Source organism: Streptomyces pilosus, assembly GCF_014649835.1.
Taxonomy (GTDB): domain Bacteria; phylum Actinomycetota; class Actinomycetes; order Streptomycetales; family Streptomycetaceae; genus Streptomyces; species Streptomyces pilosus.
Window position 1 is genome coordinate 890606 of the sequence record NZ_BMTU01000001.1, and the last position, 24350, is coordinate 914955.

Here is a 24350-nt window from a genome sequence, read left to right on the forward strand (position 1 = left end):
CCAGGCTGCGGGCAGTCGTGCCGCCGGGGCGGCACGGGTGGGCGCAGGCGGCGCCTCGTGCGCGCCGAGCGGCGCGGTCCACCCCCGGGCCGCCGAAGGCCCCGGAGCTGTTCAGCTCGGGGGCCTTCGGCGGGTTGCACCACTCGCCGGCGCTCGCAGGGTGCCGCTGGAGACACCTCCCGGGCCCCTCGGGCACTGGGAGACGCACGGCTGCCCGCAGCGGCGGCGAGTCGGTCCCGTGTGCGACGCGGCGGGGTCAGGCCGCCGGGAGGCGGTTCAGCTGGGACTGGATGCGGACGATGTCCTCCTCCGCCTTCGCCAACCGCGTGCGGATCTTGTCGACCACCTGGTCCGGCGCCTTCGCCAGGAACGCCTCGTTGCCGAGCTTCGCCGTCGCCTGCGCCTTCTCCTTCTCGGCGGCGGCGAGGTCCTTCGCCAGCCGCTTCCGCTCGGCGGCGACGTCGATCACACCGGACAGGTCCAGCGCGACCTCCACGCCCGCGACCGGCAGGGTCGCCGTGGCGGTGAAGGAGTCACCCTCCGGCTGGAGGCGCAGCAGCTGCCGGACGGCCGGCTCGTGCGGGGCGAGTGCCGTCCCGGAGAGCGTCAGCCGGGCCGGGACCCGCTGGCCGGGCTGCAGCCCCTGGTCCGCACGGAAGCGGCGGACCTCGGTGATCACCGACTGGAGCGTCTCGATCTCCCGCTCGGCGTCCGCGTCCCGGAAACCGCTGTCCGACGGCCAGTCGGCGACGACGACCGACTCGCCGCCCGTCAGGGTCGTCCACAGCGTCTCCGTGACGAAGGGGACCACCGGGTGCAGCAGCCGCAGCGTGACGTCGAGGACCTCGCCGAGGACCCGCTTGCTGACCTCGGCCGGGGCGCCGCCCGCCTGGAACGTCGTCTTGGACAGCTCGACGTACCAGTCGAAGACCTCGTCCCAGGCGAAGTGGAACAGTGCGTCCGACAGCTTGGCGAACTGGAAGTCGTCGTAGTACGCGTCGACTTCGGCGACGACCGAGTTCAGCCGGGACAGGATCCAGCGGTCGGTCGGCGACATCTCCGAGGCGTCCGGCAGCGGACCCTCGACGGTCGCGCCGTTCATCAGCGCGAACCGCGTCGCGTTCCAGATCTTGTTGGCGAAGTTGCGCGAGCCCTGGACCCAGTCCTCACCGATCGGCACGTCGACGCCGGGGTTGGCACCGCGGGCGAGGGTGAAGCGGAGCGCGTCACTGCCGTACTTGTCCATCCAGTCCAGCGGGTTGACCGCGTTGCCGAAGGACTTCGACATCTTCTTGCCGAACTGGTCGCGAACCATGCCGTGCAGGGCGATGGTGTGGAACGGCGGGGTGCCGTCCATCGCGTACAGGCCGAACATCATCATCCGGGCGACCCAGAAGAAGAGGATGTCGTAGCCGGTGACCAGGACGGAGTTGGGGTAGAACTTCGCGAGCGACCCGGTCTCCTCGGGCCAGCCGAGCGTGGAGAACGGCCACAGGCCGGAGGAGAACCAGGTGTCGAGGACGTCGCTGTCCTGGTGCCAGCCCTCGCCGGTCGGCGCCTCGTCGTCCGGTCCGACGCAGACGACCTCGCCGTCCGGCCCGTACCAGACGGGGATGCGGTGACCCCACCACAACTGCCGCGAGATGCACCAGTCGTGGAGGTTGTCGACCCAGTCGAAGTACCGCTTCTCCATCTCCTGCGGGTGGATCCTGACGCGGCCGTCGCGGACGGCGTCACCGGCCGCCTTGGCCAGCGGGCCGACCTTGACCCACCACTGCATGGACAGCCGCGGCTCGATGGTGGTCTTGCAGCGCGAGCAGTGGCCGACGGAGTGGACGTAGGGCCGCTTCTCGGCGACGATCCGGCCCTCGGCGCGCAGCGCGGCGACGATGGCGGAGCGGGCCTCGAGCCGGTCCAGGCCCTGGAAGGGGCCGTGGGCGGTGATGACGGCGTGCTCGTCCATGACCGCGATGGCGGGCAGGTCGTGGCGCCGGCCGATCTCGAAGTCGTTCGGGTCGTGGGCCGGGGTGACCTTGACGGCGCCCGTGCCGAACGCCGGGTCGACGTGCTCGTCGGCGACGACCGGGATGGAACGGTCGGTCAGCGGCAGCTTGACGAGCTTGCCGACCAGGTGCTTGTAGCGCTCGTCCTCGGGGTGGACGGCGACGGCCGTGTCACCCAGCATCGTCTCGGCGCGGGTCGTGGCGACGACGATGGTGTCGTCCCCGTCCCCGTACTTCATGGAGACGAGCTCGCCGTCGTCCTCCTGGTAGTCGACCTCGATGTCGGAGATCGCGGTCAGACAGCGCGGGCACCAGTTGATGATGCGCTCGGCGCGGTAGATCAGCTCGTCGTCGTAGAGCCGCTTGAAGATGGTCTGGACGGCCGTCGACAGGCCCTCGTCCATGGTGAAGCGCTCACGCGACCAGGCGACGCCGTCGCCGAGACGGCGCATCTGGCCGGAGATCTGCCCGCCGGACTCGCCCTTCCACTGCCAGACCCGCTCGACGAACGCCTCGCGGCCCAGGTCGTGGCGGGACTTGCCCTCCTTGGCCAGTTCCCGCTCGACGACGTTCTGTGTGGCGATGCCGGCGTGGTCCATGCCGGGCTGCCACAGCGTCTCGAAGCCCTGCATGCGCTTGCGGCGGGTCAGGGCGTCGATCAGCGTGTGCTCGAACGCGTGCCCGAGGTGCAGGCTCCCGGTGACGTTCGGCGGGGGGATGACGACGGTGAACGGCGGCTTGTCGCTCTTCTCGTCCGCCTCGAAGTAACCGCGCTCCACCCAGCGCTCGTACAGCGGCCCCTCTACATCGGCCGGCGCGTACTGGGTCGGCAGTTCGGTCGTGGGCGCTGGTGGCTGCTGCTGAGCGTTCTCGGTCACGGGGCTCAGTTTAGAGGCGTCACGAGCCTGTCCCGAAACGCGTTTCGTTTGTAACGGTGCGACCCCCGCCCGCCTGAACGCTTCCCTCCTGAGTCAGGATGTCAGCAACGCGTAAGCATCTGGAGGGGAACCCAGTAATGAGCTACAACCAGCCGGGCCCGTACGGCGGGCAGCCCCAGCAGCCCGGGCCGTACGGCCAGCCGGGACCTTACGGCCAGCAGCCGCAGGCTCCGCAGCCCGGCTACGGCTACCCCCAGCAAGCCCCGCCGCCCGGTCAGCCGGGTTACGGCTACCCGCAGCAGCCCGGTCAGCCCGGCGTCCCGCCGCAGCAGCCCCCGTACGGCCAGCAGCCGCCCTACGGCCAGGCCCCGTACGGCATGCCGCCCCAGCCGCCCGCCTCGGGGGGCGGTGGCAAGAAGGCGGCGATCATCGTCGGCGCGGTCGCGGTCGTCGCGGCGATCGGCGTGGGCGCGTACTTCGTGATCGGCGGGGGCGGCGGCGCGGCCGGCCTGGAGGACGACGGCCCGCACAAGCTGGCGACGCCGGAGAAGGTGCTGAGCGAGTACACGCGCGTCGGCGAGGGCGGCGAGGACTCGGGCTCCGACATGGCGAAGGACCTGGCCAAGGGCGGCATCAAGGACGGCACGTCCGTGGCCGCCGCCTACTCGACGGCCGACTTCAGCAACTACGACCCGCAGGACCCGACCTCGCTCCCCGACCAGTCGGAGCTGCTGGCCGCCAAGGGCGTGTCGTTCTTCGGCGCCTACGGCGAGGTCACCGACCCGGAGGCCGCGGTCGACAAGATCTTCGAGTCCCTCAAGAAGGAGACCGAGAAGGGTTCGGACAACAAGCTGATGTCCGAGCTGGTCGGTGAGCCGGAGTCGGTCGACATCGACGGCGCGGTGATGAAGTGCCAGGCGGCCAAGGGCACCAACGACCTCACCCAGAAGGCGACGACCAACTGGTTCTGCGCCTGGGGCGACTACAGCACCATCGCGGTGGTCTCCCCCGGTGACAACACCAAGGACATCACCAAGAGCGCCGCCGCGGACATCACCACCAAGCTGCGCGACGAGGTCCGCACCAAGGCCTGAGCGCCGCGGCGTCAGTGACTGGAGGGGAAAGCAAGCAATGAGCCACAACCAGCCGGGCCCGTACGGGGGGCAGCCCCAGCAGCCGGGGCCGTACGGCGGGCAGCCGCAGGCTCCGCAGCCCGGCTACGGCCACCCGCAGCAGCCCGGCGTCCCGCCGCAGCAGGCTCCGCACGGTCAGCAGCCGCCGCACGGCCAGGCCCCGTACGGCGCGCCGCCCCAGCCGCCCGCCTCGGGGGGCGGCGGCAGGAAGGCGGCGATCATCGTCGGCGCGGTCGCGGTCGTCGCGGCGATCGGCGTGGGCGCGTACTTCGTGATCGGCGGGGGCGGCGGCGCGGACATCGCGGACGACGGGCCGCACAAGCTGCAGCCGCCGGCCTCGGTCGGCGCGTACAAGAAGGGCGGCGGCTCGTCCGGTTCGGGCGACGGCGGTCCGACGGGCACGAAGTCCGAGGCCGACCTGGAGAAGATCGGCATCGAGGGCGGCAAGGTCGTGAAGGCGTCCTACGCCACCGGCTCGGCCGACCGGCTCGGCAAGGCGATGGCGTTCAACGGCGCCTACGGGGAGATCAGCGACCCGGAGGGCTCCATCGACAAGGCGTTCGTCAACGCCCACGACAACTCCAAGGACGCCGGGGACACCGCCGGCGCGAAGGAGACGGTCACCTGGGAGGGCAGCCCGGAGACGGTCGAGCCGGACGGTCTCGACGGTGCCGTCATGAAGTGCCAGACCGCCGTGATCGCCGAGGGCGCCACCAAGCTCGAGATGCCTGTGTGCGTGTGGGCGGACCACAGCACCTACGGCGTGGTCAACGGACTGGACCTGGCCGCGGCGCAGAAGGGCGGCAGCGGCGGCCTCGCCACGAAGGACGTCGCGGCGTTCGCGGCCGACCTGCGCTCCGCCGCACGGGTCAAGGCCTGACCGCGGTTCGTCCGCACGACGAGAAGGGGCCCCGGTCGATGACCGGGGCCCCTTCCGCGTCGCTGTGCACGCCCTCGCGGTTACGCCGTCTTCTGCTCGCCGGATCCCCGGCCGCGGGCGTCGCGCGGGATCAGGGTCGGGTTGACGTTGGAGAGGACCACGTCGGCCGTGATGACCACGCGGGCGACGTCCTTGCGGGACGGGACCTCGTACATCACGCCCTGGAGGACCTCCTCCATGATGGCGCGCAGTCCGCGGGCGCCGGTCTGGCGGAGGATCGCCTGGTCCGCGATGGCCTCCAGCGCCTCGCGCTCGAAGTCCAGCTCCACGCCGTCCAGTTCGAAGAGGCGCTGGTACTGCTTCACCAGGGCGTTGCGCGGCTCGACCAGGATCTGGAGCAGGGCCTCGCGGTCGAGGTTGTGCACCGAGGTGATGACCGGGAGCCGGCCGATGAACTCGGGGATCATGCCGAACTTGACCAGGTCCTCCGGCATGACCTCCTCGAACTGGTCCTTGGACTCCATCTCCCGCTTCGAGCGGATCGTCGCGCCGAAACCGATGCCCTTGGCGCCGGCCCGGCCCTCGATGATCTTCTCCAGTCCGGCGAAGGCACCGCCCACGATGAACAGCACGTTCGTCGTGTCGATCTGGATGAACTCCTGGTGCGGGTGCTTGCGGCCGCCCTGCGGCGGGACGGACGCCGTGGTCCCCTCGAGGATCTTCAGCAGGGCCTGCTGCACGCCCTCGCCGCTGACGTCACGGGTGATCGACGGGTTCTCGCTCTTGCGGGCGACCTTGTCGATCTCGTCGATGTAGATGATCCCGGTCTCGGCCTTCTTGACGTCGTAGTCGGCCGCCTGGATCAGCTTCAGCAGGATGTTCTCGACGTCCTCGCCGACGTACCCCGCCTCGGTGAGCGCCGTGGCGTCGGCGATCGCGAACGGGACGTTCAGCATGCGCGCCAGGGTCTGGGCGAGGAGCGTCTTGCCGGAGCCGGTGGGGCCCAGCAGCAGGATGTTGGACTTCGCCAGCTCGATGGCGTCCTCGCGGCCCTGCGCACCGCCGTTCTCGCCGGCCTGGACGCGCTTGTAGTGGTTGTACACGGCGACGGAGAGGGCCTTCTTGGCCGCCTCCTGCCCGACCACGTACCCCTCGAGGAACTCGTAGATCTCGCGGGGCTTGGGAAGCTCCTCCCAGCGGACCTCACTGGTCTCCGCGAGCTCTTCCTCGATGATCTCGTTGCAGAGATCGATGCACTCGTCGCAGATGTACACACCGGGCCCTGCGATGAGCTTCTTGACCTGCTTCTGGCTCTTGCCGCAGAACGAGCACTTGAGCAGATCGCCGCCGTCACCGATGCGTGCCACGGTGTGCTTCCCCTTCGCCTGGGAGACGACCGGACGTCCGTGTCCGGCGGCTCCTGGTGCTGCCTTATGTCGACGGTACCTTGCCTGGGCCCCCGTTCGGGCCCCCCTTGGCACGGTTCACTTTGACGTGGACCGTGCCAAACCGTGCCAAGGGGCGGCAGACGTTACACCCCGCCTCGCGTCAGCGCAGGCTGGAGTTGTCCATCTTCCGGGTGGTGATGATCTGGTCGATCAGTCCGTACTCCAGCGCGTCCTCGGCGGTGAGGATCTTGTCGCGCTCGATGTCCTCGCGGATCTTGTCCAGCGGCCGGGTGGAGTGCTTGGCCAGCATCTCCTCCAGCTGCGTACGCATCCGGAGGATCTCGTTGGCGGCGATCTCCAGGTCGGAGACCTGACCCCGGCCGGTCTCGCTGTACGGCTGGTGGATCAGCACGCGCGCGTTCGGCAGGGCCATGCGCTTGCCGGGCGTGCCGGCGGCCAGCAGGACGGCGGCGGCGGAGGCCGCCTGGCCCATGCAGACCGTCTGGATGTCCGGCTTCACGTACTGCATCGTGTCGTAGATCGCCGTCAGCGCCGTGAAGGAGCCGCCGGGGCTGTTGATGTAGACCGAGATGTCACGGTCGGGGTCCATCGACTCCAGGCACAGCAGCTGCGCCATGACGTCGTTGGCGGAGGCGTCGTCGATCTGCACACCGAGGAAGATGACGCGCTCCTCGAAGAGCTTCGCGTACGGGTCGTACTCGCGGATGCCCTGGGAGGTGCGCTCGACGAAGCGCGGGATGACGTAGCGGGACTCGGCCGCGGGGCCGGTGTACTCGGCGCGTGCACGGTCGTACAGGCCGCTGCCGGGGAAGTCGTTCACGGTGTCTCCTGGAAGGGGGCTGAGGCGGTCGGCTGGGGCTGCTGGGGCTGTACACCGGGCCCCGGGCGGGGCCCGGTGGGGGCGTCTACGGGGCCGCGGGGCCCCGTACGGCCGCTCAGGCCCCGGTGCCGCCGCCGCCCGGCATACCGGCGGCCGTGGGGATCACGTCGTCGATGAGGCCGTACTCCTTGGCCTCGAAGGCGTCGAACCAGCGGTCGCGGTCGGAGTCGCGGGTGATCTGCTCGACCGACTGACCGGTGTGCTGGGACGTCAGCTCGGCCATGCGCTTCTTGGTGTGCAGCAGACGCTCGGCGTGGATCTTGATGTCCGAGGCCGAACCGGCGAGACCGGCTGACGGCTGGTGGATCAGGATCTCGGCGTTGGGCAGCGCGAAGCGCTTGCCGGGGGTGCCCGCGCTCAGCAGGAACTGACCCATGGAGGCCGCCAGACCCATCGCGATCGTCACCACGTCGTTCTTGATGAACTGCATGGTGTCGTAGATCGCCATGCCGGCCGTGATGGAGCCGCCGGGGCTGTTGATGTACAGGTAGATGTCCTTGTCCGGGTCGGCGGCAAGGAGCAGCAGCTGTGCGGTGATCTTGTTGGCAATGTCGTCGTCGACCGGCTGGCCGAGGAAGATGATCCGCTCGCCGAGCAGCCGGTTGTAGACCTGGTCGCCGAGGCCGCCACCGATAGAGGGCTCGCCGGCGGCTGAGGGCATCAGATTCGTCACGTATCCACCTGCTCGTCTTACGACGGCGCCGGGCCGTCTCACGTTTCCCTGCGGGGCTGGAGCCGTCTTCGGTGACTCCCCTGCCCTCGTATTCATGGACCCTAACGCGGGGGCTGCGCCGGGGAATCCCGGTAAGCGGGGTGTTCGCCGGGGGCGTAGCGCGGTGTACTCCGCGAAGCGCCGCGCGGGGGGCGCCGGACGCCCGCTCGCCGGCGGGGCCGTCCGGGTCGGACCGCGCGGTTCCCTGCGCCCCCGGCGGGCCGCAGCCGCGCCGGACGGACCGGACGGAAGGGCCCCGGGGTGTCGTCCACCCCGGGGCCCTGTCGATCACGTCGGAGACGACGCGAGGGATCAGCCCTCGGTCTTCTCGCCGGCCTTCTCGTCCGCCTTGTCCTCGGCGGCGTCCGCGGCCTCGGCGGTCTCGGCGGTCTCGTCCTCTTCCTCGTCCTCGAGGTCGACGATCTCGCCGTTGGTGTCCTTGACGGTGGCCTTCTCGACCACGGCGGCCAGGGCCTTGCCGCGGGCGACCTCACCGACGAGGAGCGGGACCTGGCCCTGCTCGACGACGGCCTGGGCGAACTGGTCGGGGGACATGCCGGAGGAGGCGGCGCGCCGCATGAGGTGCTCGGTGAGCTCCTCCTGGTTGACGTTCAGCTTCTCCTGCTTGACGAGCTCGTCGAGGACGAACTGGGTCTTGATGCCCTTGACCGCGGCCTCGCGGGTCTCGGCGTCGAACTCCTCCTCGGTCTTGCCCTGGATCTCCAGGTACTTCGCGAGGTCGAGACCCATCTGGCCGAGCTGGTGGTGCTCGAGGTTGTGCTTGCGGGTGTTGATCTCGTCCTCGAGCAGCTTCTCGGGGACCGGGACCTCGACCAGCTCGAGCAGCTTCTCCAGGACACGCTCCTGCGCCTGCGTGGCCTGGTCGTACTGCTTCATGTTCTCCAGGCGCTTGCGGCTGTCCGCCCTGAGCTCCTCGAGGGTGTCGAACTCGGAGGCGAGCTGGGCGAAGTCGTCGTCCAGCTCGGGCAGCTCACGCGCGGCGACCTGGGTGACCTTGACGGTGACCTCGGCCTCCTTGCCGGCCGCCGAGCCACCCTTGAGCTCGGAGGTGAAGGTGGCCTCGCCACCGGCCTCCACGCCCTTCACGGCGTCGTCGATGCCGTCCAGCAGCTCACCGGAGCCGATGGTGTACGAGACGCCGTCGGCGACGCCGTCCTCGAGGACCTCGCCCTCGACCTTGGCCTGCAGGTCGATGGTGACGACGTCGCCGTCCTGAGCGGCGCGCTCCACCGGGGAGGTGGAGGCGAAGCGCTCGCGCAGCTCCTCGACGGCCTTGTCGACGTCCTCGTCGGTGACCTCGACGGCGTCGACCTCGACCTCGATGCCGGAGTAGTCCGGGATCTCGATGGCGGGGCGGATGTCGACCTCGGCGGTGAAGTTCAGCGTCTCGCCGTCCTTCAGCTCCGTGATGTCGACCTCGGGCTGGCCCAGCGGGTTCAGCTCGGCCTCGTTGACCGCGTCGGTGTAGAACTTCGGGAGGGCGTCGTTGACGGCCTCCTCCAGCACCGCACCGCGGCCGAAGCGCTGGTCGATGACCCGGGCCGGGACCTTGCCCTTGCGGAAGCCCTTCACCGTGACCTGCTGGTTGATCTTCTTGTACGCCGCGTCGAGGCTGTCCTTGAGCTCCTCGAAGGGCACCTCGACAGTGAGCCGAACCCGGGTCGGGTTCAGGGTCTCCACGGCGCTCTTCACGGTTCGGTCTCCTTGTGGCTGACTTCTCGGGTTCTGCCGGGACCAGAGCGGTCCGGCCGATTCGCCGCCCGGAGGACTTCAGAGACACACAGGGCGTGCAGCTTGCATAGTAACGGCAGCGGCTACGGCACCCAAAAGGCGATCACCGGCGGATGGGCAGGTGGCTGGTCGGGGTGGCGGGATTTGAACCCACGGCCTTCCGCTCCCAAAGCGGACGCGCTACCAAGCTGCGCCACACCCCGTCTGGTGCGAGACGAAGGGTACATGCACCCGGGCGGAACGGCCTCCGCATTCCCGCGCGCGGTGCGGTCGCGCGCGGCGGGTCCGGAAACGGGGTGTGCGACGAGGGCGTACGACCCGCTACGATGCCTGTCAGTGCCGCGGCCTTCCGACGCGCGGCGCGCTCCGTGCGGGCGTAGCTCAATGGTAGAGCCCCAGTCTTCCAAACTGGCTACGCGGGTTCGATTCCCGTCGCCCGCTCCACATGGCTCAGGGCCAGGTCAGAGGATCTTTCCTCCGCCTGGCCCTGACCGCTTTCCGGGGTCCCGATCAATCAGTCGTGTCCCCGGCGTGCCCCTTGGGCTTCCGATCCCTGCCCTTCCTGCCCCTGTCGACGAGCCCGGACACGGCATCGGCGATCAGCCGGTCACGCTCGGCGCTGGCGTGTTGGTAGATCAGCGCGGCCCGGGCGGTGCTGTGGCCCATGCGCGCCATCAGCTCGCGGGTGCTGGCACCGGTCGACGCGGCGAGCGTGTTGCCGGTGTGCCGAAGATCATGGAAGTGCAGGGCCTTGACCCCGATGTCGTCGCACGCCTTACGCCACAGCCGGTTGAAGTGGTTCCGTCGCGGAGTCGCCCCCTTCGCGCCCACGAACACCCGGCCATCCGCACCCGGTTCGGCGTACTTGTTCAGATGCTCACGGATCTCCGGGAGGATCGCGGCCGGGATCGAGACCGTGCGCTTGCCGGCCGCGCTCTTGGGTGCCTTGATTTCACGCTGTCCGTTGTTGAGTTCGGCGACGGCCCGGCGGACGCGCACGGCAGCGTGGTCGAGGTCGATGTCCCGACGATGCAGACCGATCAGTTCGCCCCAGCGCAGGCCGAGGAAACCGGCCATGAGCACGAGCACCCGGTAGCGCGGCTGGATGGCGTCGGCCAGGTCGTAGACCTCCTGCACGGTCGCGGTCGGCCGCTCAGGTGTGTGCACCACGCTCGCACCTTTGATCGTGCACGGATTGCGCCGGATCATCTGGTCAGCGACAGCGGTGCCCAGGATGGCGCGAAGCAGGGCGTACGCCTTGGCAACGGTCGTGGGCCCCGTCCCGGCAGCGAGCTTGTCCGCACGCCAGCGACGCACGAGCGGGGGCGAGATGTCGGCAACGTTGACGGGCTCGAACGTGGGTGCGAGGTGGTGCCGGAGTAACGAGGCGTAGAGCTGCCGCGTCCGCGTGGTCACCTCGCGTTCCTCAATCCAGGCAGCGGCATACGGACCGAATGCCACCTTCCCGGCGTCAGGGTCGTGCCAATCACCGCGTCGCATCTCGGTTTGCTTATCGGCAAGCCAGGCGTCCGCGTCCTTCTTCGTACGGAAAGTCTCAGGGGCCGGTCGGAGCATGCCGTCAGGACCAACGTAGCGGGCTTGATAGCGGCCGGACGGGAGCTTGCGGACCCGGCCGAACTGGCGACGCTTCCCTGCCATCAGGCAGCCACCCCCCGGACAGCTCCACTAGGCCGGCGAGGCTGAACCGTGTTGGACTTAATCAGCGCGCACACGGCACTTTCGCGAATGCGCACATGCCTTCCAACCTTGACGTACTCGATGCGCCTTTCCTCGATCAGCCTCCGAGGGAAACGCACCGTTGTCCCCAGCAGTTCGGCGACCTGGTCCACGGTCAGCAATCGGTCCATGTTCAGTCCTCCCCTTGGGCATCGAGGTCTTGCAGGGCTTCCCGGGCGGTTTCGCGGTTGTGTTGGATGTCGCGGCGGATGTTGGCGGCGAGCCAGGATTCGCCGGGTGTGTGGCCGTGGCCGGCGTAGGTCCAATGGGCGAGGGTGAGCGTGGTTGCTTCCTGGTCGTCGGGGTCGGGCAGGCCAAGGGCTTGGCGTTGCTGCGTGGCGCGGTAGTCGGCGCGGGTCTGGCGGAGGGCACCGAGGGTGGTGGAGTAGCGGCGGGACTTGGTGGAGAAGTGGCCACGGAAGCCGAGCATGTGGGCCCAATCGCGCAGCTTGCGGTCCGGGTAGAGCGCATGGAGGTCGAGGCACGCGGCGATGAGCCGGGCCGGGTGGTCGGGCACGCCGAGCAGGACGAGGGCTTCCTTGTTACCGATGCGGCGGTCCACGGTGCCGGTGGTTTCAGCGGCCTTGGTGGCGTACTTGGCGACGTAGGAGGCGACGGCCTGTTCGCTGATCTCCTCGCCGTCACCGAAGGCCCGGATCGGCCGTACATCGAGCTGTGTGCCCCACCGCAGGGTGCGGGCGGGCTGGTCCCCGGACGGGGGCACGTCGACTGCCACGCGCGCAGCAGCGGCATGGATCGCGTCGGTGAGCAGGTCGAGGGTGGCCCAGGCCGGCGGGGGATCGTCTGGCCCGGCGGGGCCGTCGAAGCGGATCACGGCATGGAAGTGCACTGACCCGCGCTTTTGGTACTCGGCGACCTTGCCGAAGGCAACGCGGGACTGTTCTTTGGCGTCCTTCTGTGTGAGTCCGGCGCGCTTGGCGATCTCGCGGCGCAGGTAGATCGTGAAGTAGCGCCACAGCTCGGAGGCGTGGTTGTTCCACAGCACCGCGCTCGCGTAGTCGTAGGTGTCGGGGTCGAGCGGTGTGCCCAGCTCCGGGGCGTCCTCGTCGTGGCGGGTGCCGCAGCGGCAGGGCCGGTTGCCGGGCCGGTTGTGGACCGGGCCGAACGAGGGTGCGGTGAGGGTGGCGAAGACCCGCGGGTGGTCGCGGATCGTCTCGGGGGTGCCCTTGGCCGGGTCGCCGACGAGGCCGGCGCGGATCAGGTGGTAGGTGTCGCCGGCGTAGGTCCAGGCGCATGCCGGGCAGCGGGAGGCGCGGCGGTTGCCGCAGGCTACGCGGAGCCGTCCGCCGGGTTCGGTGTCGGTCGAGTAGGAGTGCAGCACGTGTCCGGTTGCGGCGTCGCGGGTGACGGTCGAGCCCTGGAGGTGGATCGGGTCGGAGCAGCCGCCGGTGCGGCGGATCTGGTCTTGGATGCGGTCGAAGCCGGTGGACCCGGCCAGCCTCAGCACGTCGGCGAGGGTGGCCGGGTCCAGGCCCGCCATGGTGGCGGCGTTGGTCACGCGAACACCTCCTGGCGGGCGGTCACGAAGGCGTGGCCGATCCAGTGGGTGTAGGCGGGCGGGATCGCCTCGGTCAGTTCCTCGCGGACGTCGGTCCAGGTGATGCCCATGGCGTGCTGCATTTCGGGGACGGTGGCTTTGCCGCCGCCGTTGCCGTATGCGGCGACATAGGGGCCGGTGCGGTGGACGCCGTGGCGGTGGCCGCGTACGTAGCCCCGGTGCCGTGGATGAGCCGGTTTCGGGGTGGACCAGCGGCCGAGTTCGAAGTTGCGGTGTCGCAGGACGCCGAGGCCGAACATCTCCCCGCAGAGGGTGAGGTCTTTGCGGATCTCGGCCCGTCCGTTGGGCTGCTCGATCACGTACGGCAGGCCCGTGCGGTCGAGGAGTTCGCGGGTGGCTGCCACGAGGTCGGCGTGCGTGCCGCCCCAGCCCTGGGAGGCGTTGGTTCCCACGGTCAGCGTGCAGCCGGCCTGGCAGGGCGGGGAGGCGTGCACGAGGGTGTACCGCTCGGTGTCGCCCGTCTCGATCAGGTGGGCGAGGTATTCCAGCGCGTCGCCCCGGTGGTAGGCGAAGGGGTAGCGGGGTCGGTCGGCGATGTCGCAGCCGTCGACCGTGAATCCGGCGCGGTGGTAGCCCATGGCGGCCCCGCCGGCGCAGGAGAACAGGTCGAGGACGCGGCCCGGTGCGGTGGTCATCGGGCACCGTCCTTGCGGCTCTTGCGCGGGGGGTCGGAGTGGAAGCGGCGGGTGCCCAGGTCGCGGCCCTCGTGCTCGTGGCGGGGGGCGCTGGGGTGGCGGTCGTTCCAGTCCTCCGCGCACACCTTGTGGACGGGCTCACCGTCGTGGGAGCGCAGCGGGGTGGGCTTGCCGCACTGGGTGCAGGGGCAGTCGCCGCCGTGGTCGTAGTGTTGGCTGGAGGTCCAGTTCAGGAGTCCCACGACGGTCACCTCCCGGCGCGGACGACACCGGCGGGGGCGGTGTGGCCGGTGCCCTTGCAGGTCGGGCAGGGGACGCGGAGGGTGGCGCGGGTGCCGTCGGTGTGGCGGGTGCCGGTGGTGATCGCGGCGGTGGCGAAGCCGTCGCAGTCGCGGCAGACGCGCGTGTTCGGGGCGTGCTGGGGCATGATGAGGCTTCCCTTTCGGGTCCGTTGGATCTGGAAGGTGAGGGCCGTCCGGGGCGGCGGATACTTGGCGGTAGAGGCCGCCCCGGAGGGCGTTAGCGTCGGCGGTTGCGGCGACGCGGGGGGTTGACCGGCGGGAGGGCGTCGTAGGCGGTGCGGCCCTGCTCGAAGGAGGCGCGGTCGTCGCCGTTCATGCCGGTCTCGCCGATCTGTCGGTTGATGCGCCTCACGGTCTTGCGGTCGCCGTGGCGCTGGGCGATGGCGTATTCGCGGCCGAGTTCGGCCATCTGCGGGTTGGCCGGGGTGTCGTTGCTCTTGCGGCTGAAGAAGCCCATGTCATTTGCCCTTCCGTGTTTTGGAGGTGCGGTTGATGGCGTAGCTGAGTCCGCCGGTGGCCGACAGGACCGCAACGGCCGCGCCGGCGACGACCTGGACGACGAAGGCGATCACCAGCAGCACTGCGACCGATCCCGTGACGACGACCAGCGTCAGGACGATCGGGCCCGTGTAGGAGCGGGGTGCTTCCTGCACGATCACGACGCGGCGCAGGTCGGTGCCGGGCGGGATCTGCCGGTAGAGGTCGGCGGGGATGTGTCCGGCGCGGATCTGGTCTTCGGGGAGCTGCATGGTGGTGTCCTCCTCTCAGGTGCAGCGGTGGGTACGGGCGGCGAGTTCGGCCGCCGAGCGGTCGCGGTGCTCGGTGGAGAAGCCGCATCCCGGGGCGGTGCAGGCGGCGGCGTGTCGGATCTGGCCGCGGCCGTTGTTGAACGTGCCGACCCTCACGGGGCCGATGCGGATCACTGCGTAGAAGCGGTTCGGGCGCACGAGGGGTCACCTCCTTTCAGGCGAGTTGGGCGACGATTGCGCCGGCGAGGTCTTCCGGGATGCCGAGGCGAGCGCGCAGGGTGGCGGTGTCGATGTCGGTTCCGGTGCGGGTGCGGTGCTCGGTGGCGACCTTGCGTGCGTGGTCGACCAGCGCCGGAGGCACCGCCGGCGCCGGGACTTCCGGCAGGGCCGGGGCAGGCTCCGGTGTGGCGGTCTCCGGAGCAGGTTCGGGCACCTCCGGTCGGTCGATGACCGGGGCAGGACCGGGCTCGGGTTTCGGGGCTAGCGGCCGGTCGGGTGGGGTGTGGACGAGGAGGGTTCCGCCGAGGAAGGCGAGCGCGGGCCAGCCGGCGACGAGGATGCGCAGCCAGGCAGGGACGTGGTCGAGGTCGAGGAGGCCGGCGGTCGCGACGTTGGCGCCGAGGGAGGCGACCAGGGCGATGACGAACCAGGTCCAGGCCGAGCGGTCCCGGCGGGCGGTGCGCAACCGTCGCCAGGCGGCGACCAGGAGCAGGTCGACGGAGACCGGGTAGGCCCAGGCCTTCCAGCCGGTCTGTCCGGCTGCTTCGGCGAGGTCGTGCAGGTGGGCGAAGGACAGGGCACCGGCGATCACGGCTTGGATGAGTACGGCGTCGATGCGGATCGAGCGGGACACGTCTTCACCTCCGTTCACGGGGTCGAGCCGGGGGCGGGGCGGAACACGGGTGGCCGTGCCGCCCGGCCCCGGCGGGTTCACTCGGTGGTGGGTGCTTCACCGGAGCCGAAGCAGGTCAGGCACATGGCCGCCTGCCGGTGCTCGGTGGCACGGCCCTTGCGGGGGCCGACCCGGACGGTTTCGGCGATGTCCCCGTTGCCGTCGCAGTCCGGGCACTTCGGGATGCGAGGCTTGGCGCGCTTGCGTGGAGCCATGAGCGGATCCCCTCCGGTCAGGTCTGCGGGCTTACCAGTGGCGGCACGGTGGGCATAGGCGGGACCGTGCGGGCGTGCGGGCGGAAGGGGGCCAGGAACGGCAGATCGGGGGTGAGGTGGGCGAACTCCTTGCAGATGGCCGCCGCTTCCGCCGGGGTGGTTTCCGGGGTGCGGATGCGGGACCAGCCACCGGAGGTGTCGCCGGCCACCGCGACGCCGGGACGGTCCACCCGGATCGAGGTCGCCGCCATCACCGCGTCCGGGGCGATGTCGCCCAGGCCCATCTCCGCGGTCTGTTTGTCGTTGACGCGGTGGACCACACGGCCGGTGAGCTGGGCCCGCAGCGCGGTGGCGCCCCTGCCGAGGTCGGAGCCGAAGCGCTGCCCGCACACCTCCAGGTAGATGCCGACCGCGCGTGCCATCTGACCCAGCCGGACCAGTTGCATGACGGTCCGGTCCCGTGCCGCCTCATCCTTCTTGGAGGTGACGAAGAACAGCTCTGCCACCTCGTCGATCAGGACGACCAGCGGCACCGGCCGCAACCTCTCGGGCAGGTCCCACACGTCCGAGACGCCGTAGAGGGCGAGGAGATCGAAGCGTTCACCCATCTCCAGCACCAGCGCGTCTATCAGGCGGCCGGCCATGTCCGCGTCGGTGGCCAGCGCCGACAGCCGGGGGACGTAGCGGCTGTGCTCGACACCGCGCTTGCAGTCGATGCCGATCAAGCCGACCGGGAGCTTCGCCAGGCCCTTGACCAGGTTGCGCTGGTACATGGACTTGCCCGAGGAGTTCGCGCCCAGGGTCAGCGCCATCGGCACCGTGCGGTAGTCCCGCTCGAAGACCGTGCCGTCCTCCCGCAGCGCCACCGGAACCACCAGGTCACGCGGTCGCGCCTTACGTGGCAGACGGACCCGGCGCAGCACGTCGTAGCCGGTCATCCGCAGCTCGACATAGCCCGGCTTGGTCTCCGTCACGGTGACCGACTGGACACCGAAGGCGTGCCGCAGCCGCTCGCAGGACGCGGCCACATCCGCGGGCTCCAGACCGGCCGGCAGCCGCAGCGTCACACGCAGCCCGGTCGAGGTCGGGCGGATGCGGCGGACCTTCGGCGGCACCGGTCGAACGTCACGGCGGGCCAGGTTGCGCGTCATGAACGCCCGCAGACCGGACGGCTGCACCGTCAGCCCGCACACGTCCATGGTCGACCGGTAGGACCAGGTGAACCGGCCCCACGTCAGTGGCAGACCCACCGTCGACCAGTACACGCGCGGTGCCCGGTACTTCGCGTAGCCGAGACCACCGGCGCCGGCTAACGCGCCCGTGGCCTCCAGCCACATCGTCAGGTCAGCCATGATCAGGCCGCCGGTGTGACTGCAACCGCGCGGAACGAGATGCCGTGCCGCTTCTGGCCGTTGAACTCGTTCTCCCAGTCACGCGCCTTCAGCCCGATGACCTTCACCGGCATGCCCGGCTGGAGCCCCTCGGGGTAGCCCGTCTCCGGGATGGTCACCTGGTAGAGGTTGCCCTCCCCCTCGTCCGAGACCAGCAGGCCCACGGTCGACAGCGGCGCGCCGGTTTCCCGGTCCATCGCGCGCTCACCGGTCTTGACGTTCGCGAGCTTCGGCGTCGGCGCGGTCGCCACGAACACCACGGCGGTCGAAGTGTCAATCTTGAAGGACGGCATTATGGAGTCTCCCCTAGTGGGATGAGCCCCGGGCTGCGTTGTGATCTTGGCGGATGCACGTAGCTCGGGGCGCCTTGTTGTTCTGACACCTCGAAGCTACTCGCAGGAAAACTGCGAGTCAACAGAAAAGCTGCGACTAGCAGCAAAAGTCTGTCTCTGCGAGACTGGGTGCGACGAGAAGGGGAAGAAATGACCAATTATGGCCTTTTTGTTCGGTTCACACTTCGCGAGGGTGCCGGCGAGGCGTTCGACGCACTGATCCGGAAAACCACCGCTGGCATCCAGGCACACGAGCCCGGCACGCTGGTGTACGCGTGCCACGAGGTCGAGGGTGCCCCTAATGAGCGGGTCTTCTTCGAGTTGTACGCCGACCGTGACGCCTTCGAGGAGCACGAGCGTCAGCCCCACACTCGCCACTTCCTGACAGAGCGCACGAAGTACGTCGAGAAGACCGAGGTTGACCGGCTCCAGCCGTACGCCGGCAAGTACCCCAGCGGGGGCGAGGCATGACGGACTCCGACACCAGGACCCTCGGCAAGCGCGTCAAGGAATTGCGCCGCACCGCTGGCATGTCACAGAGCGACCTCGCCGCCGCGATGGCGCGTTCCGAGAGCTGGGTTTCGCAGGTGGAACGAGGAGTGCAGCCTGTTGAACGGCTGTCGATCCTCCAGGCGCTCGCCGATGCGCTGAAGGTGTCTGTACGTGAACTCCGACCAGATGCGGCACCCGCCGAGGAGGCCGAGCCGACAGAGCCGCACGGGAGCAACGACCTCGATGGGCTGCGCGTCGCCCTCACTGGGCACCCGGCCCTGGGCAGCCTCTTTGAAGAGCCGCCGGCCGAACAGATGCCCTCGCTTCCCGACTTCCGGCAACGCGTGGACGAGGCGTGGACGCTCGCGCACGCATCGAGCTACGCGGCATTGAGCGATCACCTTGCCGGGCTGCTTCCCAGCCTTGAAGCGGCCGTACGCCACGCGCCGGCGAGCGACCGCACCGAACTCCATGCGCTCCGCGCCAAGGCGTACCAGGTGGCAGCAGCGAGCTTCACCCGGCAGGACCAGGCCGACGCGGCATGGGTTGCGGCGGACCGGGCGCTACAAGCAGCCGAGCTTGCGGGCGAGCCGCTCGAGGTCGTGGCGAGCCTGTTTCGCATGGCGCATGCCTTCATGCGTCAACGACACATGGAGCAGGCCGAGCAGGCGGCGAAGTCCGCAGTTACCGTCATGGCGCCGAGAGCGGAGGCGCCCGCATGCCCCGCGGAAGAGCTGTCCCTCTTGGGTGCCATGAACCTGGTTCTGGCTGTGATCAATTCGAGGGAGGGGAACCGAGCAGGGACCCATGAGCACATCGACCGAGCGCGCGGGATCGCAGCGCGGTTGGGGGAGGACCGCAACGATTTCGACACCGAGTTCGGGCCGACGAACGTCGAGATTCACGCGGTGAGCACGGCGGTCGAGTTGGGAGACGCAGGGGTTGCCCTGGAAGTGGCGCAGCGGGTTGACGCGTCGGTCCTCTCCCCCGAGCGGCAGTCACGTTTCCTCCTTGACGTAGCGCGAGCGCACGCGCAGCGGCGACACGTCGGCGAGGCTACAGCCGCACTCTTGGAAGCCGAGGCTTTGGCGCCCGAGCAGATCCACGACCACCACTTGGCCCGCGAGGTCATCCGCGACTTGGTGCAACTCTCGGAACCACGTGTGCCCGAGTCCCTGCGCGGATTGGCCGAGCGGAGCGCGGTCGGATAGCCGATCTTGTTACAGATTTCTCTACCTCATCAAGCCCCGGCTGCGCTCCGCTCCGCCGGGCGCGCTTCCCGGCTCCGCTCCGGGCGCCGCTCCTGCCTTCGGCCCGCTCCGCCCGCGCTGCGCCGACGCGCGCCCACTGGTGGGTAGGGCCGAAGGCCACGGGGCGATCACCGCAGAGAGCGGCCAGCGGTCAACGACGATGCCTCCGGCGGGGGATCGGCCGGCACCGGGATGGAGGGGGGCACCGTCGCCGACCGCGGGCCCGTAGTGGCGTGCGGTGGGGGTGCTCCCATCCCGACCACCGACGACCCAGGCAGAGCCGAGCAGACGCGGCCCCTGGCGTCCAGGTCGTTCGTACAGTGGCGCGCTCCACCTGGACGCCAGGAACCACGCCCGCTCCACGGTGTGTGGGTCGACGGCGGACGGGATGGGAGCTGGGGTGATTGGTGGGTTGGTGTAAGACAACGAGCACCGGCAGAAAGGCCGTTGAAGCAAGCGGCGCCTCGAATGAGGTACGATTCTCCCCAACTCTCGCCAGAGAGAACGCCGACAAGCCGTGTGCGTCAGGCCCTAGACAAGCGGACGCATCACGGCTGCGGCTCGGTCAACGAACAACCTGGAGGGACCGTGAAAGAACCCCAAGGTCAGCCCGCTGAACCATCTCCACCATCGCATAGCAATGGTTTAGCTAAATCAGGAGACTACATGGCCGACGCGACCGCACGCAAGCTCGTGTTGGCCGGTGACACGCTCGTCTTGACCGGCGGCACGCTCGTCTTGACCGGCGGCACGCTCGTAGTGCAAGCGGGAACGGTCGCCATGCACGTGCCTACACACTCGAAGATCGCGACAGCAACACAGATCATAGGCCTGATCACAGCGATCATAGGTCTACTGCTGGTTGTCACTAGCGCAGTCACAATGCTGTCGTAGCAGCGCCCGCAGCCTCCTGTGTGTCCGTCACGCAGGAGGCTGACATAGCAGCGCACGCGTGTCCCTCGCGTGTCCGTCACGCAGGAGACTGACGGGGAGCTACGGGGACTCCCGGGCTAATCGCGAGATACGACCAGGCCAAGGACCTCCCAGCTCAGCAGCAACCCACATACGCGATCTTCCAAACTGGCTACGCGGGTTCGATTCCCGTCGCCCGCTCTGTACGGCTCAGGGCCGGGCCGGAGGATGATTCCTCCGGCCCGGCCCTGTTCGCGTGGCCCGGCGCGCGGAGGGTCGGTGGCGGGGCACGCCGGTGTGGACACCGCGTGCGCCCCCGGGGCGGTGAGGGCGACGTGGGCGGGCCCGCGGGCGGCCGGGGGGCCGCCGGGGGCGTCAGAAGCTGATCGAGTTGATCATCTCCGCTATCGAGTCCAGGAAGCGCTGGATGTCGTCGGCCATGCCGGTGGAGGCGAGGAAGAAGCCGAAGAGGACGGCGACGAGCGCCGGCCCCGCCTTGATGGAGCCGCCTCTCAGCAACACCACCAGGATGATCGCCAACAGCAGCACCACAGACAGTGAAATGGCCACAACTGATCACACCCTCGGTCGGTTCGGCTTCCCCGGCCCGGGCGACGCGACCCCGCGCACCCCGCCAGAACCATCGTGCCACCAACAGGGCCACGTCATGCGGCCGCTGACGCATCGTCCGTCCCCCAGTTTCCCGGCGTACCGGATCCCATCCGCCCGGGAAGGCCAACTGCGCCGTATCGCACGACAATTCGAAGGAACACCCGTGCAGGAATTCGGCAGAGCCGTCGCCGTCCCCACACAATGCGTTCGCAGGTAATTCGAATTGCCGCCGCGGATACCTCGGCGGCTTCGGGGACAACTCCCCGAAGGGGAGCGAAGGCGGACATATCACCGGAGTCGCCTGCCGACCTCATGCACGGATTGATCCGGAACAATCCTGACAAGAAGGGTCGTCCCGGGTAATCAAACCCCCCTGCCGCATCCTGTGTTGACCGTCACCTCACCGGCACGCTCACATTCCCCGATCGTGGGTACCCGGACCGAATATCAGTGACGACGTCGGGCGTTTTACGGAATCCCACGGACAACGCTAGGGTGCCTCAGATGTTCCACGCTGCCTCGTCCCCCGCAAGCGCAGCGAGTTCACCGATCGTCTTCCCGAGTTCCCGCCGGGAGGGTCAGTGACGAACTCGCAGCGACCGTACGGCAACAGCAGGACGCCGCTCCCCCCGGCACAGTCACCGGCGGACGGAGTGCCGAGTCCGCGCACCAACAGCAAGGAAGACGACCGGCCGGCCCCGTCCGGCAGACAGCGCGACGCGTTCTTCGACAACGCCAAGTACCTGGCGATCGTGCTGGTGGCCGTGGGCCACGCGTGGGAGCCGCTCAAGGGTGACAGCCGCGTCCTGGAGGCGGCGTACTCGGTCGTGTACGCGTTCCACATGCCGGCCTTCATCATCATCTCCGGCTACTTCTCGCGCAGCTTCGACATGCGGTCCGACCGGCTGCGGCGACTGATCACCGGCGTCGTCGTGCCGTACATCGTCTTCGAGACCGCCTATCCCCTCTTCAAGCGGTTCGCCGGCGGCGACCCGCAGCAGGAGATCAGCCTTCTCGACCCCTGGTACCTGACCTGGTTCCTGGTCGCCCTGTTCGTCTGGCGGCTGACCACGCCGATCTGGAAGCTGGTCCGCCACCCCCTGCCGCTGGCCCTCGGCATCGCCATGCTGGCCAGTGTCAGCCCCGAGATCGGCAACGACCTCGACCTGCAGCGCGTGCTGCAGTTCCTGCCGTACTTCGTGCTCGGCCTGTGCCTGCGCCCGGAGCACTTCCGCCTGGTGCGCCGCCGGTGGTTGCGCATCGCGGCGGTGCCGGTCTTCGCGACGGCGCTGGTGGCGAGCTGGCTGGCCGTGCCGCGGCTGAGCGCCGCGTGGTTCTACCACCGTGACTCGGCGCAGGAACTGGGCGGTCCGTGGTGGGCGGGTCCGGTGATGGTGCTGGCGACGTTCGGCTGCTCGCTGCTGCTGACCGCCTGCTTCTTCGCCTGGGTGCCGGGCCGCCGCACCTGGTTCACCGCCCTCGGCGCGGGCACGCTGTACGGCTACCTGCTGCACGGATTCGTGGTGAAGGGCGGCGACTACCAGGGCTGGTTCGAGCCGGCCGCGCTGCACACGCCGCTCGGCGCGGTCGTGGTGACCGTCCTCGCGGCCGTCATGGTGACGGCGCTGTGCAGTGGGCCGGTGCAGCGGGTCTTCCGGTGCGTGGTGGAGCCGAGGATGGAGTGGGCGTTCCGGCGCGACGCCGCGGAGCCGGCCCGGGAACCCGGGCGGGCGGAGGCGCGCCGGCCCCGCGAGAAGGTCAACGCCTAGCCCGTCCGCTCCCCCGTCACACGAGGCCGAGGAGTGCGCGCATCCGCGCGTACTTCTCGGTCAGCCGTTCGCGGGTGGCCCCGTCGAGGACCGCGAGCCGGGCCGGGTCGGCGTTGTGCGCCAGGTCGGCCTCCTTCACCAGCAGCGCGCCCGGGGTGGCGAGGATGCGGGCCGCGTACGCCTCGGGCGGCTCCCCGGTCCGTTTGGTGACCGCGAGGACGATGTCCTTGGTGCGCCGGGTGAGCGGGGCCTCGTCGAGCCACCGCTCGGTGAGTCTGCCGTCCTCGACGGCGTCGTGCAGCCAGGCCGCCGCGATCTGTTCCTCGTCACCGCCGCGCGACCGTACCCCCTCGGCGACGGCCTGGAGGTGCTCGGCGTAGGGGCGGCCCGCCTTGTCGGTCTGGCCGGCGTGCGCGGCGCGGGCGACGGCCTCCACCCGGCCGGGGGTCAGCGGGGTACCCGGTGTCTCGGTCACCCGTCCAGTGTGCACGGGGAGTTCAGCGGGCCGCGGCGGCCGTCGGGCCCTCCCGGCATATGAGCAGCAGCGCCCGGTCGTCGTTGACGTCCTTGGCGACCGACTCGATGAGGTGCCAGGCGGCGCCGTGGAAGCCGCCGGCGACGTAGCGGTCGGCCTCGCCGGTGAGGCGGTCGATCCCCTCGACCATGTCCCGGTCGGAGGTCTCCACCAGGCCGTCGGTGAACAGCATCAGGACGTCCCCGGGCCGCAGCGAGCCCTTCACCGAGTCGAACTGGGCGCCGTCGTACACCCCCAGCAGGGGTCCGTCGGCGGCCTTCTCCTCCCAGCGGCCGCTGCCCGCGCTGAGCTGGAGGCCCGGCGGGTGCCCGGCGGAGTACAGCTCGTAGTCACCGGAGTCCAGGTCGAGGACCAGGTGGATGGAGGTGGCGAAGCCCTCGTCCCAGTCCTGGCGGAGCAGGTAGCCGTTGGCGGCGGGCAGGAAGGAGTGCGGCGGCAGGCTGCCGAGCAGGCCGCCGAAGGCGCCCGACAGCAGCAGGGCGCGCGAACCGGCGTCCATGCCCTTGCCGGAGACGTCCGTCAGGACGACCTCCAGCGTGCGCCCGCCGTTGGTGCGGGCCGCGACCACGAAGTCGCCGGAGAACGACTGTCCGCCCGCGGGGCGCAGGGCCATCTCGCGGTGCCAGCCGTCCGGCAGCTTCGGCAGCTTGCTCTGCACCCGGATGCGTTCGCGCAGGTCGAACAGCATGGTGCCGCCGCGTCTCCAGGGCACGCCCACCCGGCTGCGGAACTGGGCGACGAGCAGCCCGAAGAAGCCGCAGGCGGCGACGACGAGGACCACACCGGGGGTGACCCGGGCCGCGCCCTCGGTGTACGGGCCGAGCTGTACCGCCTCCACGATCAGCGCGGCCGCCGCCGCCGCGTACAGGCCGAGCAGGCTCGCCGGGCGCAGCAGCAGGCCGCCCACGACGATCGGGACGACCAGCGCCGCCGGCGCGCACCACACGGAGTTGGCGAGGGTCCCGGCCGCGATCAGCGGAACGGTCAGGAGGAGTCCGGCGAGCGCGATCCAGTCCGAGCCGTCACCGCGGAAGTAGTCGACGGCGGCTCGGCGCACGCCGACGCGGGCCCGGTGCCACTGCTTCTTCAACCGGGCCGTGAACGTGTCGGCTTCCGCGCGCCGCTCTCGTCCTGCTGCCATTAGTTCGGGACCCTATCCATCGGACCGGCCGCTTGGCACGGGAGGTCCTGGTTGTCCCCTCGACGGGGACCGGAATCACAGTGAACTTCACCGAACGCCGCCGTGGGGACGCCCGGGAGAAATTCCGTCGCTCGCCCCGCATTGTCCTGGTAGGCATGGG

27 protein-coding genes and 2 tRNA genes are annotated in these 24350 nt (G+C 69.8%); 7 read left to right on the top strand and 22 right to left on the bottom strand.

What is annotated here, in order from left to right; all coding sequences use genetic code 11:
- Positions 1-256: 256 nt before the first annotated feature.
- Positions 257-2881 (bottom strand): valine--tRNA ligase, encoded by a 2625-nt coding sequence (locus IE118_RS03990; RefSeq protein ID WP_189555816.1) that lies wholly within the window; start codon positions 2879-2881, stop codon positions 257-259.
- A 137-nt stretch (positions 2882-3018) separates the two neighbouring features.
- Here IE118_RS03990 and IE118_RS03995 point away from each other — a divergent pair, with 137 nt between their 5' ends.
- A complete protein-coding gene (locus tag IE118_RS03995; RefSeq protein ID WP_189555817.1) occupies positions 3019-3975 on the top strand; it encodes a hypothetical protein in 957 nt (318 codons plus the stop codon).
- A gap of 37 nt (positions 3976-4012) precedes the next feature.
- Positions 4013-4894 (top strand): hypothetical protein, encoded by an 882-nt coding sequence (locus tag IE118_RS04000; RefSeq protein ID WP_189555818.1) that lies wholly within the window; start codon positions 4013-4015, stop codon positions 4892-4894.
- Positions 4895-4974: 80 nt separating this feature from the next.
- On the opposite strand, the gene clpX is transcribed toward IE118_RS04000, so the two are convergent.
- From clpX to IE118_RS04025, 5 genes are all read right to left on the bottom strand, one after another.
- Positions 4975-6261: an ATP-dependent Clp protease ATP-binding subunit ClpX gene (gene clpX, locus IE118_RS04005; protein WP_004931355.1), complete on the bottom strand. Its 1287-nt coding sequence runs from the start codon at positions 6259-6261 to the stop codon at positions 4975-4977.
- 181 nt (positions 6262-6442) lie between these two features.
- The gene (locus tag IE118_RS04010) at positions 6443-7123 is read right to left on the bottom strand and encodes an ATP-dependent Clp protease proteolytic subunit (protein WP_306430354.1); all 681 of its coding nucleotides are present in this window, start codon (positions 7121-7123) and stop codon (positions 6443-6445) included.
- Positions 7124-7238: 115 nt separating this feature from the next.
- On the bottom strand, positions 7239-7844 hold the full coding sequence (locus tag IE118_RS04015; protein ID WP_030217676.1) for an ATP-dependent Clp protease proteolytic subunit: 606 nt from the start codon (positions 7842-7844) through the stop codon (positions 7239-7241).
- A gap of 363 nt (positions 7845-8207) precedes the next feature.
- On the bottom strand, positions 8208-9608 hold the full coding sequence (gene tig, locus IE118_RS04020) for a trigger factor (protein ID WP_189555819.1): 1401 nt from the start codon (positions 9606-9608) through the stop codon (positions 8208-8210).
- Between the two features lie 165 nt (positions 9609-9773).
- Positions 9774-9850: transfer RNA gene (locus IE118_RS04025), tRNA-Pro, on the bottom strand.
- Positions 9851-10017: 167 nt separating this feature from the next.
- Between IE118_RS04025 and IE118_RS04030 the strand changes: the two genes are divergently transcribed.
- A tRNA-Gly gene (locus IE118_RS04030) sits at positions 10018-10091 on the top strand.
- Positions 10092-10157: 66 nt separating this feature from the next.
- Here the strand turns inward: IE118_RS04030 and IE118_RS04035 are convergent.
- The 13 genes from IE118_RS04035 to IE118_RS04095 all read right to left on the bottom strand — a co-directional run bounded on the left by IE118_RS04035 (position 10158) and on the right by IE118_RS04095 (position 17440).
- Positions 10158-11306 carry a tyrosine-type recombinase/integrase gene (locus tag IE118_RS04035; RefSeq protein WP_189555820.1) on the bottom strand — a complete coding sequence of 383 codons (1149 nt, stop codon included), beginning with the start codon at positions 11304-11306 and terminating at the stop codon, positions 10158-10160.
- Complete coding sequence (locus tag IE118_RS04040) at positions 11306-11515, bottom strand: excisionase family DNA-binding protein (protein WP_189555821.1); 210 nt, start codon at positions 11513-11515, stop codon at positions 11306-11308. Before IE118_RS04040 ends, IE118_RS04035 begins: the two co-directional genes overlap by 1 nt.
- A gap of 2 nt (positions 11516-11517) precedes the next feature.
- Positions 11518-12903, bottom strand: coding sequence for a replication initiator protein RepSA (gene repSA, locus IE118_RS04045; RefSeq protein WP_308431812.1), 1386 nt, complete (start codon positions 12901-12903; stop codon positions 11518-11520).
- Positions 12900-13598 (bottom strand): DNA cytosine methyltransferase, encoded by a 699-nt coding sequence (locus IE118_RS04050; protein WP_189555822.1) that lies wholly within the window; start codon positions 13596-13598, stop codon positions 12900-12902. The genes repSA and IE118_RS04050 overlap by 4 nt, the downstream gene beginning before the upstream one ends.
- On the bottom strand, positions 13595-13840 hold the full coding sequence (locus IE118_RS04055; protein ID WP_229846650.1) for a hypothetical protein: 246 nt from the start codon (positions 13838-13840) through the stop codon (positions 13595-13597). The genes IE118_RS04050 and IE118_RS04055 overlap by 4 nt, the downstream gene beginning before the upstream one ends.
- 5 nt (positions 13841-13845) lie before the next feature.
- Positions 13846-14025 carry a hypothetical protein gene (locus IE118_RS04060; RefSeq protein ID WP_189555824.1) on the bottom strand — a complete coding sequence of 60 codons (180 nt, stop codon included), beginning with the start codon at positions 14023-14025 and terminating at the stop codon, positions 13846-13848.
- A gap of 92 nt (positions 14026-14117) precedes the next feature.
- Positions 14118-14357 carry a hypothetical protein gene (locus tag IE118_RS04065; RefSeq protein ID WP_189555825.1) on the bottom strand — a complete coding sequence of 80 codons (240 nt, stop codon included), beginning with the start codon at positions 14355-14357 and terminating at the stop codon, positions 14118-14120.
- A 1-nt stretch (position 14358) separates the two neighbouring features.
- Positions 14359-14649 carry a hypothetical protein gene (locus IE118_RS04070; protein ID WP_018846190.1) on the bottom strand — a complete coding sequence of 97 codons (291 nt, stop codon included), beginning with the start codon at positions 14647-14649 and terminating at the stop codon, positions 14359-14361.
- A 15-nt stretch (positions 14650-14664) separates the two neighbouring features.
- On the bottom strand, positions 14665-14847 hold the full coding sequence (locus tag IE118_RS04075; RefSeq protein WP_189555826.1) for a mobile element transfer protein: 183 nt from the start codon (positions 14845-14847) through the stop codon (positions 14665-14667).
- A gap of 16 nt (positions 14848-14863) precedes the next feature.
- The gene (locus IE118_RS04080) at positions 14864-15502 is read right to left on the bottom strand and encodes a DUF2637 domain-containing protein (protein ID WP_189555827.1); all 639 of its coding nucleotides are present in this window, start codon (positions 15500-15502) and stop codon (positions 14864-14866) included.
- Between the two features lie 77 nt (positions 15503-15579).
- The gene (locus IE118_RS04085; protein ID WP_189555828.1) at positions 15580-15756 is read right to left on the bottom strand and encodes a hypothetical protein; all 177 of its coding nucleotides are present in this window, start codon (positions 15754-15756) and stop codon (positions 15580-15582) included.
- 17 nt (positions 15757-15773) lie between these two features.
- On the bottom strand, positions 15774-17108 hold the full coding sequence (locus IE118_RS04090) for an FtsK/SpoIIIE domain-containing protein (protein WP_189555829.1): 1335 nt from the start codon (positions 17106-17108) through the stop codon (positions 15774-15776).
- A 2-nt stretch (positions 17109-17110) separates the two neighbouring features.
- Entirely contained in the window at positions 17111-17440 is a 330-nt protein-coding gene (locus IE118_RS04095; protein ID WP_189555830.1) for an SCO3933 family regulatory protein, read from the bottom strand.
- Positions 17441-17629: 189 nt separating this feature from the next.
- Here IE118_RS04095 and IE118_RS04100 point away from each other — a divergent pair, with 189 nt between their 5' ends.
- The 3 genes from IE118_RS04100 to IE118_RS04110 all read left to right on the top strand — a co-directional run bounded on the left by IE118_RS04100 (position 17630) and on the right by IE118_RS04110 (position 20115).
- Positions 17630-17950 carry a putative quinol monooxygenase gene (locus IE118_RS04100; protein WP_189555831.1) on the top strand — a complete coding sequence of 107 codons (321 nt, stop codon included), beginning with the start codon at positions 17630-17632 and terminating at the stop codon, positions 17948-17950.
- Positions 17947-19182, top strand: coding sequence for a helix-turn-helix domain-containing protein (locus tag IE118_RS04105; protein WP_189555832.1), 1236 nt, complete (start codon positions 17947-17949; stop codon positions 19180-19182). The genes IE118_RS04100 and IE118_RS04105 overlap by 4 nt, the downstream gene beginning before the upstream one ends.
- Positions 19183-19887: 705 nt before the next feature.
- Positions 19888-20115 carry a hypothetical protein gene (locus IE118_RS04110; protein WP_189555833.1) on the top strand — a complete coding sequence of 76 codons (228 nt, stop codon included), beginning with the start codon at positions 19888-19890 and terminating at the stop codon, positions 20113-20115.
- 393 nt (positions 20116-20508) lie between these two features.
- Here the strand turns inward: IE118_RS04110 and IE118_RS04115 are convergent, their stop codons facing one another.
- Positions 20509-20703: a hypothetical protein gene (locus IE118_RS04115; protein WP_189555834.1), complete on the bottom strand. Its 195-nt coding sequence runs from the start codon at positions 20701-20703 to the stop codon at positions 20509-20511.
- Between the two features lie 623 nt (positions 20704-21326).
- On the opposite strand from IE118_RS04115, the gene IE118_RS04120 reads away from it, so the two are divergent.
- Complete coding sequence (locus tag IE118_RS04120; protein WP_189555835.1) at positions 21327-22514, top strand: acyltransferase family protein; 1188 nt, start codon at positions 21327-21329, stop codon at positions 22512-22514.
- Between the two features lie 16 nt (positions 22515-22530).
- On the opposite strand, the gene IE118_RS04125 is transcribed toward IE118_RS04120, so the two are convergent.
- A complete protein-coding gene (locus IE118_RS04125) occupies positions 22531-22989 on the bottom strand; it encodes an HD domain-containing protein (protein WP_189555836.1) in 459 nt (152 codons plus the stop codon).
- A 22-nt stretch (positions 22990-23011) separates the two neighbouring features.
- The gene (locus tag IE118_RS04130) at positions 23012-24190 is read right to left on the bottom strand and encodes a PP2C family protein-serine/threonine phosphatase (RefSeq protein ID WP_189555837.1); all 1179 of its coding nucleotides are present in this window, start codon (positions 24188-24190) and stop codon (positions 23012-23014) included.
- Positions 24191-24350 lie beyond the last annotated feature (160 nt).